The following is a 16224-nucleotide window of genomic DNA, read 5'->3' on the forward strand; positions in this document are numbered from 1 at the left end:
TCCGTCGCGCCGATGTCCGGGGATGCCCGCGTTATCCGCCGCCTGGGCGGCCGATGGCCCTCGCATCATCCGCTTTCCGGTGTCTGGGGACTTCCGCGTTATCCGCCGCCCGTTGTCCGGTGGTCCGCGCGTCGTCTGTCGCGCGGGCGTCAGGTTACGCGCGCGTTGTCCCTTGCGCCGGTGGCCGGTGGCGCCCGTGTTATCCGCCGCCCCGGTGCCCTGTGGCCCCCGCGTTATCAGTCGCGCTGGCGTCAGGTTGCGCGCGTGACATCCGTGGCGGTGGCGTTGGGTGGTGGCGTGTGGGTTGTGGCGTTAGGGGGCGGTGGTGGTTCGCTTGAGGGTTTGGGTGGGGGTTTCTCCGAAGCGCTGGCGGTAGTGGGCGGCGAAGCGGCTCATGTGGACGTATCCGGCGGCCTCGGCGACGTCCGTGACGGTGCGGGCGCCGGGTGGCGTCTCGATGAGCGCGGCGCGGGCGTGGTCGAGCCGGACTCCGCGGAGGAGCCGGGTGGGCGTCAGGCCCCATTCGTCCTGGCAGATGGCCTGGAGTTGGCGGACGCCGATGCCCACCGCCGCCGCGATGTCGGTGACCCCGATCGGACGGTGGTGATGCGCCTCGACCCAGTCGCGGATGACACCGGCGAGACGGTGTGAGGGCTGCTCCTGGGGTTCCGCGAGACTCGCGGTCCCGGTGTGCGGCAGGCCGAGCAGGATGGCGGTGAGCAGCGCCTCCTCCAGGCTGCGCTCCGCCAGCGGGTGGAGGCCGTCGGCAGCCGTCGCGTGGTCGAGGACGTCGCAGACGTGCCGCCAGGTCCGCTCGACGATCGAGGACGGCACGAGCGCTCGTTCGCCGGTGTCGAGGAAGCGCAACGGCGGGCTGTGCTCGCGTCCCAGATGGTCGGCGAGATGGTCGGCGAGCCGCCCGGTGCTCGTCGCGATCACGAGGCAGCCCATCATCGGGGGCGGCGTCATCCGCATCGGCTCGTCATGGGACAGGACGTGGCCGCCGCCCGTGGTGTCCCGGCTCTTCGTGACCCGGTACTCGACGTCCATGGGCGCCATCGGCGCGCACATGGCGAAATGCCCCTCGGTCGGTGGTGTGTCCACAATGACGCCGCCGCCCCCGTACCGCACCCAGACGAGGTTGACCGCGCCGACGCCCAGGGCGTTGACCTGGCCGTCCAGCGGCACACCCGGCCGGAGGGGCTGGAGGTCGTGGCCGACGGCGAACGGTTCGACCGCGTCGTGCAGGACGTCGATGTCCGTGCTGACGACCCGCTGGTAGGCGGACAGCGGCGGCGATATCTCGGCTGAAGTCATGGTCATGTCGGGGCTGGTGCCGTTTCGTGACGGTCGATGGACAGGACGCCGCAGGCCCCGTGGCCGCTCCCGCAGCGCGGGCTTGACCTCGGCGGCGAAGCGGGCCGGTTCTTTAGCGTAATTGAAGGACGACAGAGCGATATCCGGAATGAGGCGAGCTCGAATCCCATGCCGACCCCTTTTTGTCCGGGTGCGCTTGAGGCATTGCCCGCTCAGTATCGGAAGCCATCGCGTCGGCGGGCAACGTCCGGATGCAGCCACGTACCAACGTCCGTGGTCAGACGGGGGGGTTGTAAAACGGGGGCTTGCCAAACGGGTGTGTGGTCGTGCGGAGCGTGGCCAAGTGAGAGCGTGGTCGTGCGGAATGTGGTCGTGCGGAATGTGGCCGAGCGGGTGTGGTCAGGCGGGGTGTGGTCGTGCGGGGGGTGGTTGTGCGGGTGTGTGGTTGTGGGGTGGTCAGACGGGGATGGCGCCGAGGACGAGGCGGTCGAAAGGACCCGTGTCCTTTGCGCATGGGCCGTCCGTCATCGCGTAGACGACGACGCGGGCGGGGCATCGCCGCTGTTCCCGGGCCCACAGCGCCAATTCGTGGACTACCTCGGCGAGATGGGCCCCGCAGGAGGCGCGTGCGTTCGACCGGTCCCTCGGGGCGGCCGCCGTCTCCACGCGGACGTGAAAGCAGGACGAACGTCCGCAACACGCCATCGCGCAAGGCTGCTTGCCGTTGAGGGGAAGATAAGCGGGGTCGCTGCGCATCATGGCACTTTCGGCGTCGTCGCGAACTCGGCGATGAACGGGGGACAGCCGTGCGGGTGCGAATTCAGTAATCCCCTGAGCGGCAGGGCAACAACATGTGCGCCTCCATGACAGCGGCCGGGGCTGAGCCTCCAATGATGCACCAGCCCTTCGCACATTTCAACGCGTGTTGGATAGCCCGCCGCGTTCTCCGGCTAGCCCGTACCTCACCCGCCTTCAAGGGATTTAGCCGAAATACCTGAATAGGGGCGGGTGTGGTGCGTCCGAAATCCGGACGGGTTGGGCCGCGGGCGGGTGGTGGGCGGTGCGTCTTGGTGGTGGGGGCTCCACGTAGAGTGGCGGGCATGGCTACCTGGGACTACGACACCCGGCGCTCCGCCAGCGGGCGTACCACGTGATGGATGTCCGCGTCCGTGTCCTCACGTTCAACACGCTGTTCCGCGGCCGTTCGCGTGCCCGCCTGAGCGTGCTGGCCCAACTCATCGAGGAATCGGACTACGACGTCGTCTGCCTCCAGGAAGTCATCTCGCCGCGGAACCTGGCGCACCTTCGACACGCGGCGAAGTCGTACCCGCACATAGCGCACGCACCGACCTTTCCAGTGGTGCGCGGCGGACTGGTCACTCTTTCGCGCCGTCCGATCACTCGCCGCCATTTCCGGCCCTTCACGCCGACCCGCCCGGCACGTCTTGAATGGCTGCTGCGCAAAGGTGCGCTGTTCACCCGCGTCCAGCTTCCGGGCGGGTTTCTGACGGTCGTGAACACGCACCTTTCCGCGAACATGGACATGGACTGGACGCCGTCCAACGTCTACACCAGGGCCGAGGAATCCGAGCTGGGCGAGCTGGCCGCGCTCATCGGCAGAGTCGATCCGGCGGAACCCAAGGTCGTCATGGGCGACTTCAACGTCCCCCGTGCGCACGACCTGTTCCGCGAGTTCGCGTCCAGCACGGGCCTGCGTGACGCGCTCGACGGCGATACGGAACCCACATTCCGTCCCGAGTACGCCGAGCTGGAGCCGATAGACCAGATCCTCGTCACGCCGAACCTCGAAACCACCACCCGCGTGGTCTTCAAGGACGACGCCCGCCTCGCCGGAGGCGACGTCGTCCCTCTGTCCGACCATTACGCCATAGAAGCAACCCTTACCTGGGCCGCTTCCGGGCCGGTCGCCGGTTGAGTCAGTCGGTGCAGACGGTGTTCGGCTTCGGCAGGATCCGGTCGGTCAGGTAGTGGTTGGCGGCGTCCCGGACGCACTGGGACACCATGAACATGCTGTAGTCGTCGCCGTCCCGGCTCAGGACGACGCTGCCCGGCAGCTGCGAGGCGAGGACGCGGCCTTCCGAGTGCAGGGCGAGGGCCTGATGCGTCGACTGGACGACCAGCGCGCGCGGCGCGCCCGAGACCTTTCCGCCGGATTGGACCGGCTTGGCGTCGATCGGCCAGCCGATGCAGCCCGCGTACCGGTTCCAGGAGCTCACCGCGCCGCCGAGATGCGGCGAGATCTTGGCGAGCCGGTCCCGCACCCGGGCGACCTGCCGGTACGTCCGGACGGGCCGGGCGTTGTCCAGGCAGGCCGGGATCTGCGCCTGGACGAGGTCGAGCGTCCGGTCGGGATTGCGGGTGAATTCGGACGCGTCGCCCGCCTGTGCCTTGGCGATGGCCTTGGCCAGCTCGGGCCACTGGATGAACGAGACGTTCATGAACTCCTGGGTCGCGACGCGGATGTCCTCGCCGGTCAGCGGACGGTGGGCGCCGCCCGCCACGGGGACGGGGTCGCGGTCCGCGCGGGCGACGAGGGCGTCGTACTCGGCGGCGACGTCGTGTCCCTTGAGCACGCAGTCGTCCGAGGCGGCGCACCAGTCGGCGAACCGGTTGAACGACTGCTCCGCCGCGGTGGCCTCCTTGAAGATCCTGCGGAGGGGTGAACCGGTGTTGTCCAACGCGGTGTCCAGGTACATCGTGCGCAGGCGTCCGGGGAACAGGTCGGCGTAGGTCCGTCCGAGAAGGTTGCTCCAGAGGATCCCGTACCAGTTGAGCTGCCGCTCCCCGAGGCCCTTGCGGACCGCCTCGATGTCGCGGGCGACGCTCGTGATGTCGACGTTGGCCATCAGCGCGCCGTTGCGGCGGACGCAGTCACGCGCGAGGGCGCGGTTGTGGTCGACGAGCTTCTGGAACGTCCGCCGGTCTTTGGGGAAGTAGCTGACGCCTTCCGGCCTGAGCGGCTCGGCGCAGCGGATGGGCGTGCTGCGCCCGGCCCCGCGCGGATCCACGGCGACGATGTCGAAGCGCTTCGTCATGTCCCCGCCGACCTGTGGGAGCCCGACCTGCATCGCCAGCCTGAACTGCTCGATCGCGGAGCGTCCGACGCCGTTGTTCAGCATCAGGGTGCCGACGCGGTGCGCCTGGTCGTCGGCCGGGCGCCGGACGAGCGCCAGTTCGAGCTGCGCGCCGCCCGGCCTGGACCAGTCGACCGGCACCCGCATCGTCCCGCACCGCATCCCCTTGAACTCGTCCTCAACACACGCCCGCCACCCAATGCCACCCAACGCGACGCGGCTGGACGCGGTGCGGCCGGGCTCGGTGCTGTTGGACGGATCGCGCCCGACGCGGCCGGACGGATCGCGCTCGACGCGGCCGGACGGATCGCGCTCAGTGCGGCTGGACGAGGGCCGCTGATCGTTTTTGGTGGGCGCGGCGAGTGCCGGAGTGGTCGTCATCGCCCCGGCCGTCACGGCGGCGGTGAGCGTCCAGCCTGCTCGTCGTGTCGCAGTGCGCATGTCCAGCTCTCCTTCGTGGCGATGCACTCCGGGCTCAAACAAGCGTGATGAGCCATTGCACTTGTTATAGACTCTAACAAGAGTGAGGGAGCTACAGTGCTCCGTCAAGGGGAAGTGCCGGAGAACGCGTCCAGAAGTCCTATCGTCACTGGTAGCTGTGGTGAGCTGACGGAAGAGGCGGTGACATGGCGGAGATCGCGGCGTCTCCCCGCGAGCGCTACCGGGCGCAGGTGCGCACGGAGATCAAGGAACGGGCGTGGGAGCAGATCGCCACGGCGGGCGCGTCCGCCCTGTCCCTCAACGCGATCGCCAAGCAGATGGGGATGAGCGGCCCGGCGCTCTACCGCTACTTCGCCAACCGTGACGAGCTGATCACCGAGCTGATCAGGGACGCCTACCGCAGCCTGGCCGACGCCTTCCACGCCACCGCCGAGGGAGGTACCGACCTCGCGAGCCTCGCCCATACCGTCCGCCGCTGGGCGCTCGACGTCCCGCATCGCTACTTCCTCATCTACGGGACGCCCATACCCGGCTACCACGCCCCCGCCGACACCACCGAGATCGCCGCGGAACTGATGGCGATCATGCTCGACGCCTGCCCGCCCGTGCCCGCGGACGGGACCGCCCTCGACCGGAACCTGGACGAGCACGGCCATTGGGGCGCCTCCCACCCCGCACCGGTGCGGCGTCGCGCCCTGACCTTCTGGACGCGCCTGCACGGCGTGCTCTCACTGGAACTCGCCGGCCACTTCACCGGAATGGAATTCGACCCCGCCCTCCTCTACGAAGCCGAAGTGGCCAGCCTGCAAACCTGACCACGGGTGTTGGATTGTCAGGCGCCGGCCGGTCGGCTGGGTTTGCGGGCCTCGATGAGGGAGCGGGACGAATGCGCGACGAACGCGCCGTCCTCTTGGATTTGCTCGTGCAGCCGCAGCAGACGGTCGCGGTAGGCGTCGACAGAGAAGCCCGGGACGATCCAGATCACTTTGCGCAGGAAGTAGACGACCGCGCCGATGTCGAAGAACTCCATGCGGAGCCGTTCGAGGCGCAGGTCCTTGATTTCGAGACCGGCGGCGGTGGCGTCGGCGCCTTCGATGTCAGGGTGGCGCTTCCGTCGTGCTTCGGGCTGCGGCCCGAGAAAGTACTCGGTCAGCTCGAAGACGCTGGCTGGGCCGACGTGTTGCGCGAAGTACGTACCGCCGGGGGCCAGGACGCGGGCTATTTCCGTCCACCAGACCGTGGCGGGGTGGCGGCTGACGACCAGGTCGAAAGCCCCGTCGGCGAATGGCAGCGGCGGCTCGTCCGGATCGGCGACGACCACGACGCCCCTCGGATGCAGCAGCCGGGTGGCCCTGTCGACATTCGGCGGCCAGGATTCCGTGGCCACCATTATCGGCGGGAAGCGGGCGGCTCCGGCCAGCACTTCACCGCCGCCGGTCTGAATGTCGAGTGCCGCATCGGCGCGGGCGAGCCGTTCGCTCATCAGCCGCTGATATCCCCAGGACGGGCGCTGCTCCGTCGCTCGGCCGTCCAGCCAGGAGAAATCCCAGCCCGCCACAGAGACGGATCCGGCCTCGGCGACCAGCTCCTCGAACGTCCTCTGGTCCATGCTTCCATCGTCGCAGCCGCTGCCCGCGCCTTGACCACTGACCTGCATCGTGATCGGGTTTCCGGCAGCGTCGCGGTGCACCCGGCGGGAGGACGCCGAGGGCATGGAGGCGCCGGATCCTAGGAACACCTTGGAATCGTCCCGCGATCGCCTCAGGGCGTTCGGCAATCAGCTGATCGAAATGCACATCTGGCTCCGCGACGAACTCGACTCCCTCCGCGACGAACTCGACTCCGTCCGTGCGGAACCTGACGACCGCCTCGCGGACGGGATTCGCCCGCGCGAGCTGCGAGCCCATTGCCTGACCTTCTGCGCGGCGTTGAACCGGCACCATTCCGGGGAGGAGGGCGGGGCCTTCCCGGCGCTCGCGCAAGCGTTCCCCGAACTGCGCCCAGTGCTGGACGAACTGCGCCGCGACCACCTACTGGTGGAGGACTCCCTCCAACGCCTGCACACACTCCTCGCCGACCTCGACGAGGAATCAGACCTCACCGCTGTTCGGAGGGAACTGGACAGCCTCGCCGTCCTGATGGAAACACACTTCGTCTACGAGGAGAGACGGATCGTGTCCGCGCTCAACGCGCTGGACATGCCGGACTGGGAGCGCGATCAGCCCGACTTCCTGATCGGCGATCCCGAAACCTGAGGTTCGACCGCGCTTTGAGGGTTGCCCGCGCACCTGGCTGCGAATCGTCGCCGATGGACGGTGAAAGTCTCCGGCACCACTTCAACGAAACACTTGACAGACATGGATGCCGGAAACAACGAAACGCACGGGACGGGTTCTGCCGTCAAGACCCGAGACGGCGGCGGCGGTACGGCGGGACACGCGTCCGAGTCGCGCCGATGGTGGACGCTGGCGGTGGTGAGCATCGCTCAGCTCCTCGTCGTCCTGGACGGGACGATCGTGAACATCGCGCTGCCGTCCGCGCAGGCCGCGCTCGGCATGTCCGACGCGAGCAGGCAATGGGCGATCACCGCGTACGCGCTCGCGTTCGGCGGGCTGCTGCTGATCGGTGGACGCGTCGGCAGCGCCATCGGCCACCGGCGGACGTTCATCATCGGGCTGGTCGGCTTCGCCGCCTCGTCCGCGCTCGGCGGGGCCGCCGTGAACCCCGAGACGCTGTTCGCCGCCAGGGCCCTGCAAGGACTGTTCGCCGCCGCGCTCGCGCCCGCCGGAATGTCGCTCCTCACGATCACCTTCACCGGAGGACGCGAACGCGGCCGGGCGTTCGGAGTGTTCGGCGCGGTCGGCGCGGCGGGCTCGGCCGTCGGACTGATCGCGGGCGGGGCGTTGACCGAGTATGTCGGGTGGCGCTGGTGCCTGCTCATCAACGTGCCGATCGCCCTGCTCGCCGTGTTCGCCGCCAGCGCACTCGTCCCACGCGACCGCCCCGCCCGTACCCCGTCCGACACCGCTCGCTCAGCCGCCAAACCCCAATCAGCAGCGACCCCAACCGGCTCATCCCGAACGCCCCACGCGACCGGCGCAACCGGCTCGGCTGGCGCGAACGGTTCAGCCGACCCGCGTCCTCTGGCCGGCGCCGGTCGTTTTGGACGTCGCAGTAGGCGGCTCGACGTGCCGGGTGCGCTGCTCAGTGCCGTCGGGTTCGCCGCAGTGGTGTACGCGTTCAACGAGGCCGAACCGCGCGGTTGGTCGTCGCCTCGCGTGCTCGCGCTCCTGGCCACGGGCGTTCTGCTGCTCGCGGGGTTCGTCGCCGTCGAGGTGCGCTCGTCCAATCCGTTGCTGCCGATGCGGGTCCTCGCGCACCGCGCCCGCGCGGGGGCGTTCGTCTCGATCACGCTCATGTTCGTCGCGATGTTCGGGTTCTACCTGTTCATGAGCTACTACGTGCAGGGAATCCTCGGCTACTCGCCCATCCAGGCGGGCCTGACGCTCATCATCAACGCCCTGGCCGCCCTGGTGAGCTCGACCTTCATCGCCGGGAAACTGCACGGACGGGTTCCGCCCGCGGCGCTGATCCTGCCGGGCCTGATCGCGGCCGCCGCCGGGATGCTCCTCCTGACCCGCCTGACTCCGCACACAACGGACGTCCTGCCGCTGTATCTGACGCCCGCGCTGATCCTCACCGGGCTCGGCCTCGGGTGCGTCATCCCGGCGACCGCCGCCCTAGCCACCGTCGACGTCCGGCACCAGGACATCGGCGCGGCGTCCGCCGCCTACAACGCGTCCCAGCAGCTCGGAGCCGCACTGGGCACCGCACTGCTCAACACCATCGCGACGAGCGCCGCGGCGTCGCACCTGGCAACGTCCCGGGACGCCACGCCGGTGGCCGCGTCCGTGCACGGCTACACCACCGCTCTGGCGGTCGCGTCCGTGATCCTCATCGCCGCCGCATGCGTCACCGCCCCTCTCATGGCACGCCGCACCCGAGGGCGCCCACCCCAATGACCCCTGCGACGGGACGCAACCATGACGACTGGTGCGGCCACTGATGCCGCCACTATTTCGCGCACACGTGAGGCCGCCAGGCCCGGTTCGATGCCCGTTGGACGAGGTCCGATACCGCCGCACGATGGACGCCTGAACACCTCAATCTCCGAATTCACCCACCCAGATTCACCCACCCAGATTCAACTGCCCAGATTCATCTGCCCGGCCTTTGCCAGGACGCGGGCGAGTTCGCGGGGGCGGGTGGCCATCGGCCATTGGCCCGAGTCGAGGTCCACGTACTCAAGGTGGGTAGCGCGGGCCAGCTCAGGACTCTCACCGGCGGCGATCCACTCCTCGGCCTGGGCGGGGGTGAACTCGGGGCAGACGACCACGACGGGGACGTCGAAGCGGCGCTCGTTGGTCAGGCGTACGACTCCCTTGGCGACCGCCTCGGGGACAGGAACCGCGGCGGACGCGAAGCGGTCCCGGCTCTGCTGGTCCAGGTCGGCGGCGTCCGCGCCCTCGAAGGGATCCCAGCCCGGGAAGGGCATGACGCCGCCCTCAATCGCGAAGTGATCGGCGTAGGCCTGCCCATCGGCGGGGGGAAGCCGCCGACCAGGGCAACCTTGGTCACCTTCTCCGGTCGCGCGTCGGCGGCCAGCCAGGCCAGGGTCGATGCCGCGGAGTGCCCTACCACCAGCGGCTTTCCGGGCGCCGCGTCAACCGCGGCGAGCACTGCCTCCAGCTGGTCGTCAAGCGTCGCGGAGGCGGCGCCGTCGCCCTGCCCCGGGAGGGTGAGCGGCACGGGATGGTGGCCGAGCGCGGTGAGTTCGGGGACGACGTCGTCCCAGGCGGATCCGTCGAGCCATAAGCCAGCGATGAGCAGGATGTCCACGGCGGCTCTCCCGAAGAGGAGTCAGATCTGTGTGACGGCACGCTACCGGGAGGCTCTGACACGGCTCCGTCAGAGTGCGATCTTTGGAAACGGCACGCCCAACCCCCGAACCCGGCGAACCTATGCGGTCACAGCACTAGCTCGGGCTCAGCTGGGATTCGATTTCCATCAGGCGTTCCAGCGCTGCCTCGTCCTCTGTCCGGGCGAAGGCGGCGCTGACCGCCGCAGTGGCCGGACCGCCGGTCAGCCATTCGATGACCTGCTCGTATGAGCGTGACGAGGTGTCCCAGAATCCGTGGATGAGTCGTGGTCGTCCGCGCCGCCAGATCAGTTTCTCGGTGACGAACTCGTGCAGATGGCGAGCGGCGGGCAGGGATGTCAATGCGCCGCCCCATTCGTCCAGCCATGGTCTCATGTCGGTATCCATGCCGGCGAGTGAGCAGAGGGCCGTGTCTACGGAGGGGCAGGCGGGGAAGTCGTCCAGAGTGCGTGTCCAAAAGGCGTTCAAGAAGGCGGCGATGGCGTCGCGCTGTGGCCAGTCCTGCCATCCGACACGGCTGAACTTCATGAAGACGATTTCCGGGTCCGGCCAGCCGAATGCGTCATCGGCCGCCAATTCCAGCAGGCGTGGCGCGAAATAGTGGAAGTCCTCCGGGCCGCCCCAGGTGTTCAACACTTTGGTGGCGTACCGGGACAGGTCCGCAGCGGAAAGGGCGCGGAGCGGACGGGCGAGCAGCGGCCGTCCTTCATCGGGGTCGACGCAGCAGGGGCACCCCTCCAGATCGACGGGACGCGGGACGTCCGCGAACGCGGCATAAAGCCCGTCGACCACCGCCGCCACGCCGCGTCAGCGCCCCTTTCGCCGCGCGTGTTCGGCAAGTTCGAGATCGATGAAAGCGGCGATCATCGTCCGCCACACCGCCTCGGCGACCTCGGGCGCCAGGCCTGCGGCGGCGGCGCGCTCGCGAGCCAGCGCGACGACCTGCTCCACCCCTTCCGGCGCGCGGACGCCCTGCTCGTCGGTCTTGAACGACGCGGCCGCACGCACCAGGGCCTGCCGCTCGGCCAGCAGCCTGACGAGTTCACCGTCGATGCCGTCGATGCGGGCGCGAACCTCAGCGAGGGTGTCCTGGCCTTCATCTCGCATCGGACGATCGTCCCATCCGACCGATCATCGGAACTAGCCGACGGCCGTCCGGAACTCGGAAATGGTGATCCTCTGTTTCGGCGGGCCGTCGCCGGGGCCCATGACGGTGCCCTCCTTGGCGCCTGCCTTGGCCACCTTGTCGACGATTTCCAGACCGGACGTGACCCGTCCGAAGATGGTGTAGTTGGGCGGCACAGACGAATCGCCGTACACGATGAAGAACTGGCTGCCATTGGTGTCCGGTCCGGAATTGGCCATGGCCACCGTGCCGCGGGTGTAGCCGGCACCGGCCGTGACCTCGTCCGCGAATTTGTAGGAGGGCCCGCCGGTCCCGGTGCCCGACGGATCGCCGCACTGAAGGACTTTCATGCTCGGGCTCGTCGTGAGGCGGTGGCATGCGGTGTTGTCGTAGTACTTCTTGGTCGCTAGATAGGCGATTGAGTTCACTGTGCACGGCGTTTTGGCGGGGTCCAGTTGCAGCACGAGCGTGCCGAGATTGGTCTTGATGGTCGCCTGTCGCGGTTGTGACGCGGGCACTTGGGACGGCGGTGTCCCGACGTCCGTGACGCTCCCGCCGGTCGCGGGCGAGTAGCGGCAGGTCTGCTTGGACGGGCCACCCTGCGCCACCGCCGGGCCTCCGCCCTTTTTGCCGCTCGTCCCATCGCCTTTCCCGGCGTCCCTGAGCAGGACTGCGACGAAGACCCCTCCAATGACCAGCAAAGCCGCCGCGGCCGCGCCGGCGACCATAAGCGGACGTCTGCTGTGTCCGGGCGCCGATGGATCCGTCCGAATGGGAAACCCTTCGGGAGGCGGAGGCGGTGCACCGGTCGGCACAGTCCCCTGCGGAAACGCGCCGAAGGGATTGGCGCCGGACGACGGCGGTGGATCGGCCGAGTGCGCGCCCGGCCAAGGCCAACCAGACATATCCGCACCGGACGCAGGAACGCCGGACGCGAACGGGGCAGGCACGACGGGGTTTGGTGAGAACGCGGAGGGCGGAAGCGCGGCAGCCGACGTACCTTCCGCCAGAAGGCTCACCCGCGAATCCCCATCCACACCGGCCCCCGCATAGAGATTCGCGCCCACACTCGACTCCGGCCCCAGACCCGCGCCCACATCCACGCCCACGCCCGGGTTCGGGTTCGCGCTCGCGTTGGGGTTCGCGTCCGCGTTCGGGTTCGGCTTCGCGCTCGCGTTCGGGTTCGGGTTCGCGCTTGGGTTCGCGCCCACGCCCGGGTTCGCGTCCGCGCCCACGCTCGGGTTCGCGCCCAGGTTCGCGCCCGCGCCCGCGCCTGTTCCCGCGCCTGCGCCTGCGTTCAGGTTCGGGTTCGCATCCGCGTCCGTGTTCGGGGCTGTGCTTTGGACCGGGGCCGCGTCCGCGTTCGGGCTCGTGTCCAAGCTTGGGCTCGCGTCCGGTGTCGGGCTTATGTCCGCGTTGGGGGCGGCGTCCGGGCCCAGGGTGGCGGCTGGAGCCGGGTCCGTGTTCGAGACGGGGGGCAGGTGCGGGGCTGCGTGCGGGGCTTGGGCGGTGTGCGGCCGGTTGGCGAGGAGACGCTGCAGGACCTGCAGTGCGGTCGGGCGGGCCGCCGGGTCTTTGGCCAGGCAGGACGCGACGAGCGCGCGAAGTTCCCCGGTCAATGCGCCCAGCTGCGGCTCCCCGTACAGGACCCGCTGCATGATGGCCGCCACGTTGTCACTGCCAAACGGCGGGACGGCGTTCGCGGCGAACACGATCGTGCACGCCCACGCGAACATGTCCAGGGGTGCGCCGCCGACGGAGCCCGCCACCTGTTCCGGCGCCATGTAGGAAGGTGTGCCGACGGCACCGGTCATGGTGGCCGAGGTCGCGTCGAGCGGACGGGCGATGCCGAAGTCGATGACCCTCGGGCCGTCCTCACCGAGCAGCACGTTGGCCGGTTTGAGGTCGCGGTGGACGACGCCCGCCTCATGAATCGCGGCCAGCGCGGTGGCGGTGCCGATGGCGAGCCGGACCAGCTCGCCGCCGGTCGCCACACCGTGCTCGGATATGTGCTCTCGTAGCGACGGCCCGTCGATGTATTCGCTGACCATGTACGGGACGTCCCCGTCCACCCCTGCGGCGAGGACGCGGGCGGTGCAGAACGGGGCGACCCGCCGGGCTGCGGCCAGTTCCCGCTCGAAGAGTGTGCGGCCCCGATCGTCCTGGCCGATGTCGACGCGAAGGAGTTTCGCCGCGACCGGCTGGCCGGTGTCCGTTTCGCCCAGGAAGACGCTGCCCTGGGCGCCCTCGCCGATCCGGGCCGTCAGCCGGAACCCGCCGATCTCGCGGGGATCGTTCGGACGCAGCGGACGAGGGTCGGGCATTCAGGACCTCCACGGCGGAAGCAGAAAGAGCAGATTATCCGCAAGCCTCCGACCGTCGAGTACGGCCGGGCGCGACAAGAAAGGCCCCAGCCGCGCCTGAGGCGAGCGACACGCCAGCCCGGCGCGGGGTCGCAGGGCGCGGACGAGCCATGGTCCCGCACCACGGCGATGTTGAGGACGACAGCGCGACGACGGAGGCGGCACGACGGGCGGCGAACTCGGCGGTCACGTGGACCAGCATGCGGCGGCGCCGGGACGCGAGGCCAGGGGCGGGCCGCGAGGGCAGGACGAGAGGCTTGGGGCGGCAGCGAGGGCTTGCGTCGTGACAATGGGCGAAGGGCTTGGGCGATGGCGAGGGCGGGACGCGGTGCCAGGGGGTGGGCAGCGAGGGCAGGGTGAGGGGCTTGGGGCGGCAGCGAGGGCTTGCGTGGTGACAAGGGGCGAGCGTGGAGTGAGGGGCTGGGACGGTGGCGAGGGCAGGGTGTGGTGACAAGGGGCGAGCGTGAGGCGATGGGCTTGGGGCGGTGACGAGGGCAGGACGTGGTGATTAAGGGGCTTGGGGTGGGGAGTGGTGATCAAGGTGGCGGGTGGGCGGTGGCGAGAGGGCGTGGGTGTGGCGGTGGAGATGGTGGGTCGGGGGTCCGGTGCGGGTCGCCTCCGCCATTCTGGGCGGCCGGGAACGCGTGGGCGTACAGTCTCCGCGCGAGCCCCGCCTCAGGTGAAGCCACCGTCGCCCTCACCGCCTACGAGGCCGGCGCCATAGCCGAACTCCTCGGCACTGGACGGAGCCGGCGGCGTGATCGCGGGTGCGTGCCCCGACGATGCCGTCGGCCGTGGAAACCGGGGCGTTGGCATGGTGTGTGTGGGGCGGGTGCTATGGCGATGGGGTTATGAGGTCGCGGTACCAGGCGTAAGACCTCTTCGGCGTGCGTTTCTGTGTCTTGTAGTCGACGTGGACGAGGCCGAAGCGCGGATGGTAGCCCTCCGACCATTCGAAGTTGTCCAGGAGCGACCATGCGTAGTAGCCGCGGATGTCGATGCCCTCGTCGATGGCGGTCCGCATGGCCTTGATGTGGGCGTCCAGGAATTCGATGCGGGACGAGTCGTCCACCGTGCCGTCCGCGCCGATCTCGTCCGGGAAGGAGCAGCCGTTCTCGGTGATGTAGAGCGGCGGCAGTGAATAGCGCGAATGGAGGCTGCGCAGCAAGGACAGGAAGGCTTCGGGGACGATCGGCCAGCCCATCCCGGTCGTCGGATATTCGGTGATGTCGGTGATGTCGAACGGCAGGGGGCCTTCGGCCGGATTCTTCAGACGCGTCGGCTGGTAGTAGTTGACGCCCAGGAAGTCGATGGGCGTCGCGATGACGGGCAGGTCTTCGGGCCGGACGAACGACGCGTCCGCCATGACGTCGGGATAACGGCCGAGCAGGACGGGATCGGTGAACAGCCGGTTCATGAACGTGTCGAACGCGTCCGCGGCGGGCTGGTCGTCGGGGGTGGCGGCCCACGCCGGGGAGTAGTGGTTCGTCAGGCCGATCTCGCGGGCGCCGCGGCCGCGTAGGGCGTTGACGGCGAGGCCGTGGCCGAGGAGCTGGTGGTGCGCGGCGGGGAGGGCGCCGAGCATGAGCGTCCGTCCGGGGGCGTAGACGCCGAACGCGTAGCCGTAGGCCATGACGACCACCGGCTCGTTCAGGGTTATCCACATTTCCACGCGGTCAGTGAGTCGCTCGGCGGCCAGGTAGGAGAATTCAGCGAACCGGTAGGCGGTGTCGCGGCTCATCCAGCCGCCTGCGTCTTCGAGCGGCTGCGGGAGGTCCCAGTGGTAGAGGGTGGCGGCGGGGGCGATGCCGGCGGCGAGCAGGCCGTCCACCAGGCGGTCGTAGAAGTCCAGGCCCTTCGGGTTGACCGGGCCGCGCCCGGACGGCTGGACGCGCGGCCACGCGATCGAGAACCTGTACGAGCCGACGCCGAGGCCCGCCATCAGCGCGACGTCCTCCGGCCACCGATGGTAGTGATCACAGGCGATGTCACCGGTGTGCCCGTCGCGGACGCGTCCCGGCGTGTGGGCGAAGGTGTCCCACGTGGACGGTCCCCGCCCGTCCTCGTCGACGGCGCCCTCGATCTGGTAGGCGGCTGTGGCGACGCCCCAGCGGAAGCCTTCCGGAAGTCCCATCGCGTTCGGCCCTCCCGTATGCCCGCCGCCGGAAATACGAATTACTTTCGGATATTAGGGCTGCGGATGGTGCGCACGGAAGACTCCCATGGCCTCACGGTGGTGAACGGCACCCGGTTCATGCCGGAGCCCGGCGTGTTCGGGTGACAATGGTGGGGTGACCGAGATCCGGACCCCGCTCCGCCGCCGTCCCGCCCAGCGCCGCAGCGCCGAACGCGTCCAGCGAATGCTCGACGCCTGCGCGGACATCCTCGACGAGGACGGCTACGACGGCCTCACCACGACGCGCATCGCGCAGCGCGCCGACGTGGCCATCGGCTCGGTGTACCAGTTCTTCCCCGACAAGCGCGCCGTCGCGCAGGCCCTCGCCGTGCGCAACCTGGAGGTGTTCGGGGAGCGCATCTCGGCGCGGCTGGCCGAGGGAGGCTTCGGCGACTGGTCCGACACGGTCGGCGTGATCATCGACATCTTCGTGGAGATGCACCGGACCGTGCCGGGCTTCCGCGTGCTGCGGTTCGGCGACGTCGCGGACGTCAACCTGCTCGACTCCGACGCCGACAACAACGCGGTGGTCGCCGGCCGGCTCCGCCAGATGATCGTGGAGACGTTCGCCGTCCAGGACACCCCGGGCCTCGCCACCGCGCTCGCCATCGCGGTGGAGGCCGGCGACGCCGTCCTGAAGATGGCCTTCCGCCGCGATCCGGACGGCGATCCGCTGATCGTCGCCGAGGCGGAACGGCTGATCCACGGCTACCTGGCCTCGCATATCGAGGAGTCCTGACCGTCCCCCGTCATCTGTGGCAGACTCC

14 protein-coding genes are annotated in these 16224 nt (G+C 69.3%); 5 read left to right on the forward strand and 9 right to left on the reverse strand.

Going from position 1 to position 16224, the window contains the following annotated elements; genetic code table 11:
• Positions 1 to 312: 312 nt before the first annotated feature.
• Complete coding sequence (locus tag ACH34T_RS39940; RefSeq protein WP_396026208.1) at positions 313 to 1323, reverse strand: helix-turn-helix domain-containing protein; 1011 nt, start codon at positions 1321 to 1323, stop codon at positions 313 to 315.
• Positions 1324 to 2470: 1147 nt separating this feature from the next.
• Between ACH34T_RS39940 and ACH34T_RS39945 the strand changes: the two genes are divergently transcribed.
• The gene (locus ACH34T_RS39945) at positions 2471 to 3253 is read left to right on the forward strand and encodes an endonuclease/exonuclease/phosphatase family protein (RefSeq protein WP_396026281.1); all 783 of its coding nucleotides are present in this window, start codon (positions 2471 to 2473) and stop codon (positions 3251 to 3253) included.
• A gap of 1 nt (position 3254) precedes the next feature.
• Here the strand turns inward: ACH34T_RS39945 and ACH34T_RS39950 are convergent, their stop codons facing one another.
• Positions 3255 to 4853 (reverse strand): alpha/beta fold hydrolase, encoded by a 1599-nt coding sequence (locus tag ACH34T_RS39950; RefSeq protein ID WP_396026209.1) that lies wholly within the window; start codon positions 4851 to 4853, stop codon positions 3255 to 3257.
• A 185-nt stretch (positions 4854 to 5038) separates the two neighbouring features.
• Between ACH34T_RS39950 and ACH34T_RS39955 the strand changes: the two genes are divergently transcribed.
• Positions 5039 to 5668, forward strand: coding sequence for a TetR/AcrR family transcriptional regulator (locus tag ACH34T_RS39955; RefSeq protein WP_396026210.1), 630 nt, complete (start codon positions 5039 to 5041; stop codon positions 5666 to 5668).
• A gap of 17 nt (positions 5669 to 5685) precedes the next feature.
• Here the strand turns inward: ACH34T_RS39955 and ACH34T_RS39960 are convergent, their stop codons facing one another.
• Positions 5686 to 6462 carry a class I SAM-dependent methyltransferase gene (locus ACH34T_RS39960; protein ID WP_396026211.1) on the reverse strand — a complete coding sequence of 259 codons (777 nt, stop codon included), beginning with the start codon at positions 6460 to 6462 and terminating at the stop codon, positions 5686 to 5688.
• Positions 6463 to 6643: 181 nt separating this feature from the next.
• Here ACH34T_RS39960 and ACH34T_RS39965 point away from each other — a divergent pair, with 181 nt between their 5' ends.
• Complete coding sequence (locus ACH34T_RS39965) at positions 6644 to 7108, forward strand: hemerythrin domain-containing protein (RefSeq protein WP_396026212.1); 465 nt, start codon at positions 6644 to 6646, stop codon at positions 7106 to 7108.
• 219 nt (positions 7109 to 7327) lie between these two features.
• On the forward strand, positions 7328 to 8875 hold the full coding sequence (locus tag ACH34T_RS39970; protein WP_396026213.1) for an MFS transporter: 1548 nt from the start codon (positions 7328 to 7330) through the stop codon (positions 8873 to 8875).
• Positions 8876 to 9057: 182 nt separating this feature from the next.
• Here ACH34T_RS39970 and ACH34T_RS39975 read toward each other — a convergent pair whose 3' ends face one another.
• The 6 genes from ACH34T_RS39975 to ACH34T_RS40000 form a co-directional block, all read right to left on the reverse strand.
• Positions 9058 to 9249, reverse strand: coding sequence for a hypothetical protein (locus tag ACH34T_RS39975; RefSeq protein WP_396026214.1), 192 nt, complete (start codon positions 9247 to 9249; stop codon positions 9058 to 9060).
• A 29-nt stretch (positions 9250 to 9278) separates the two neighbouring features.
• Positions 9279 to 9752, reverse strand: coding sequence for an alpha/beta fold hydrolase (locus ACH34T_RS39980; RefSeq protein ID WP_396026215.1), 474 nt, complete (start codon positions 9750 to 9752; stop codon positions 9279 to 9281).
• 136 nt (positions 9753 to 9888) lie between these two features.
• Positions 9889 to 10593 (reverse strand): hypothetical protein, encoded by a 705-nt coding sequence (locus ACH34T_RS39985; protein WP_396026216.1) that lies wholly within the window; start codon positions 10591 to 10593, stop codon positions 9889 to 9891.
• Positions 10594 to 10599: 6 nt separating this feature from the next.
• Positions 10600 to 10899, reverse strand: a complete 300-nt coding sequence (locus tag ACH34T_RS39990; RefSeq protein WP_396026217.1) for a chorismate mutase — start codon at positions 10897 to 10899, stop codon at positions 10600 to 10602.
• 33 nt (positions 10900 to 10932) lie between these two features.
• Entirely contained in the window at positions 10933 to 13242 is a 2310-nt protein-coding gene (locus ACH34T_RS39995) for a peptidylprolyl isomerase (RefSeq protein WP_396026218.1), read from the reverse strand.
• 874 nt (positions 13243 to 14116) lie between these two features.
• On the reverse strand, positions 14117 to 15415 hold the full coding sequence (locus ACH34T_RS40000; RefSeq protein ID WP_396026219.1) for a GH1 family beta-glucosidase: 1299 nt from the start codon (positions 15413 to 15415) through the stop codon (positions 14117 to 14119).
• A 157-nt stretch (positions 15416 to 15572) separates the two neighbouring features.
• Here ACH34T_RS40000 and ACH34T_RS40005 point away from each other — a divergent pair, with 157 nt between their 5' ends.
• The gene (locus ACH34T_RS40005; protein ID WP_396026220.1) at positions 15573 to 16196 is read left to right on the forward strand and encodes a TetR family transcriptional regulator; all 624 of its coding nucleotides are present in this window, start codon (positions 15573 to 15575) and stop codon (positions 16194 to 16196) included.
• The last annotated feature ends 28 nt before the right edge of the window (positions 16197 to 16224 follow it).

Source organism: Actinomadura sp. 9N215, from assembly GCF_044326345.1.
Taxonomy (GTDB): Bacteria; Actinomycetota; Actinomycetes; order Streptosporangiales; family Streptosporangiaceae; genus Spirillospora.

Bases quoted from the DNA above. Each gene is read 5' to 3' on its own strand.
- ACH34T_RS39940 (WP_396026208.1), bottom strand. From the start codon at position 1,323: ATGACCATGACTTCAGCCGAGATATCGCCGCCGCTGTCCGCCTACCAG.
- ACH34T_RS39945 (WP_396026281.1), top strand. From the start codon at position 2,471: ATGGATGTCCGCGTCCGTGTCCTCACGTTCAACACGCTGTTCCGCGGC.
- ACH34T_RS39950 (WP_396026209.1), bottom strand. From the start codon at position 4,853: ATGCGCACTGCGACACGACGAGCAGGCTGGACGCTCACCGCCGCCGTG.
- ACH34T_RS39955 (WP_396026210.1), top strand. From the start codon at position 5,039: ATGGCGGAGATCGCGGCGTCTCCCCGCGAGCGCTACCGGGCGCAGGTG.
- ACH34T_RS39960 (WP_396026211.1), bottom strand. From the start codon at position 6,462: ATGGACCAGAGGACGTTCGAGGAGCTGGTCGCCGAGGCCGGATCCGTC.
- ACH34T_RS39965 (WP_396026212.1), top strand. From the start codon at position 6,644: ATGCACATCTGGCTCCGCGACGAACTCGACTCCCTCCGCGACGAACTC.
- ACH34T_RS39990 (WP_396026217.1), bottom strand. From the start codon at position 10,899: ATGCGAGATGAAGGCCAGGACACCCTCGCTGAGGTTCGCGCCCGCATC.
- ACH34T_RS39995 (WP_396026218.1), bottom strand. From the start codon at position 13,242: ATGCCCGACCCTCGTCCGCTGCGTCCGAACGATCCCCGCGAGATCGGC.
- ACH34T_RS40000 (WP_396026219.1), bottom strand. From the start codon at position 15,415: ATGGGACTTCCGGAAGGCTTCCGCTGGGGCGTCGCCACAGCCGCCTAC.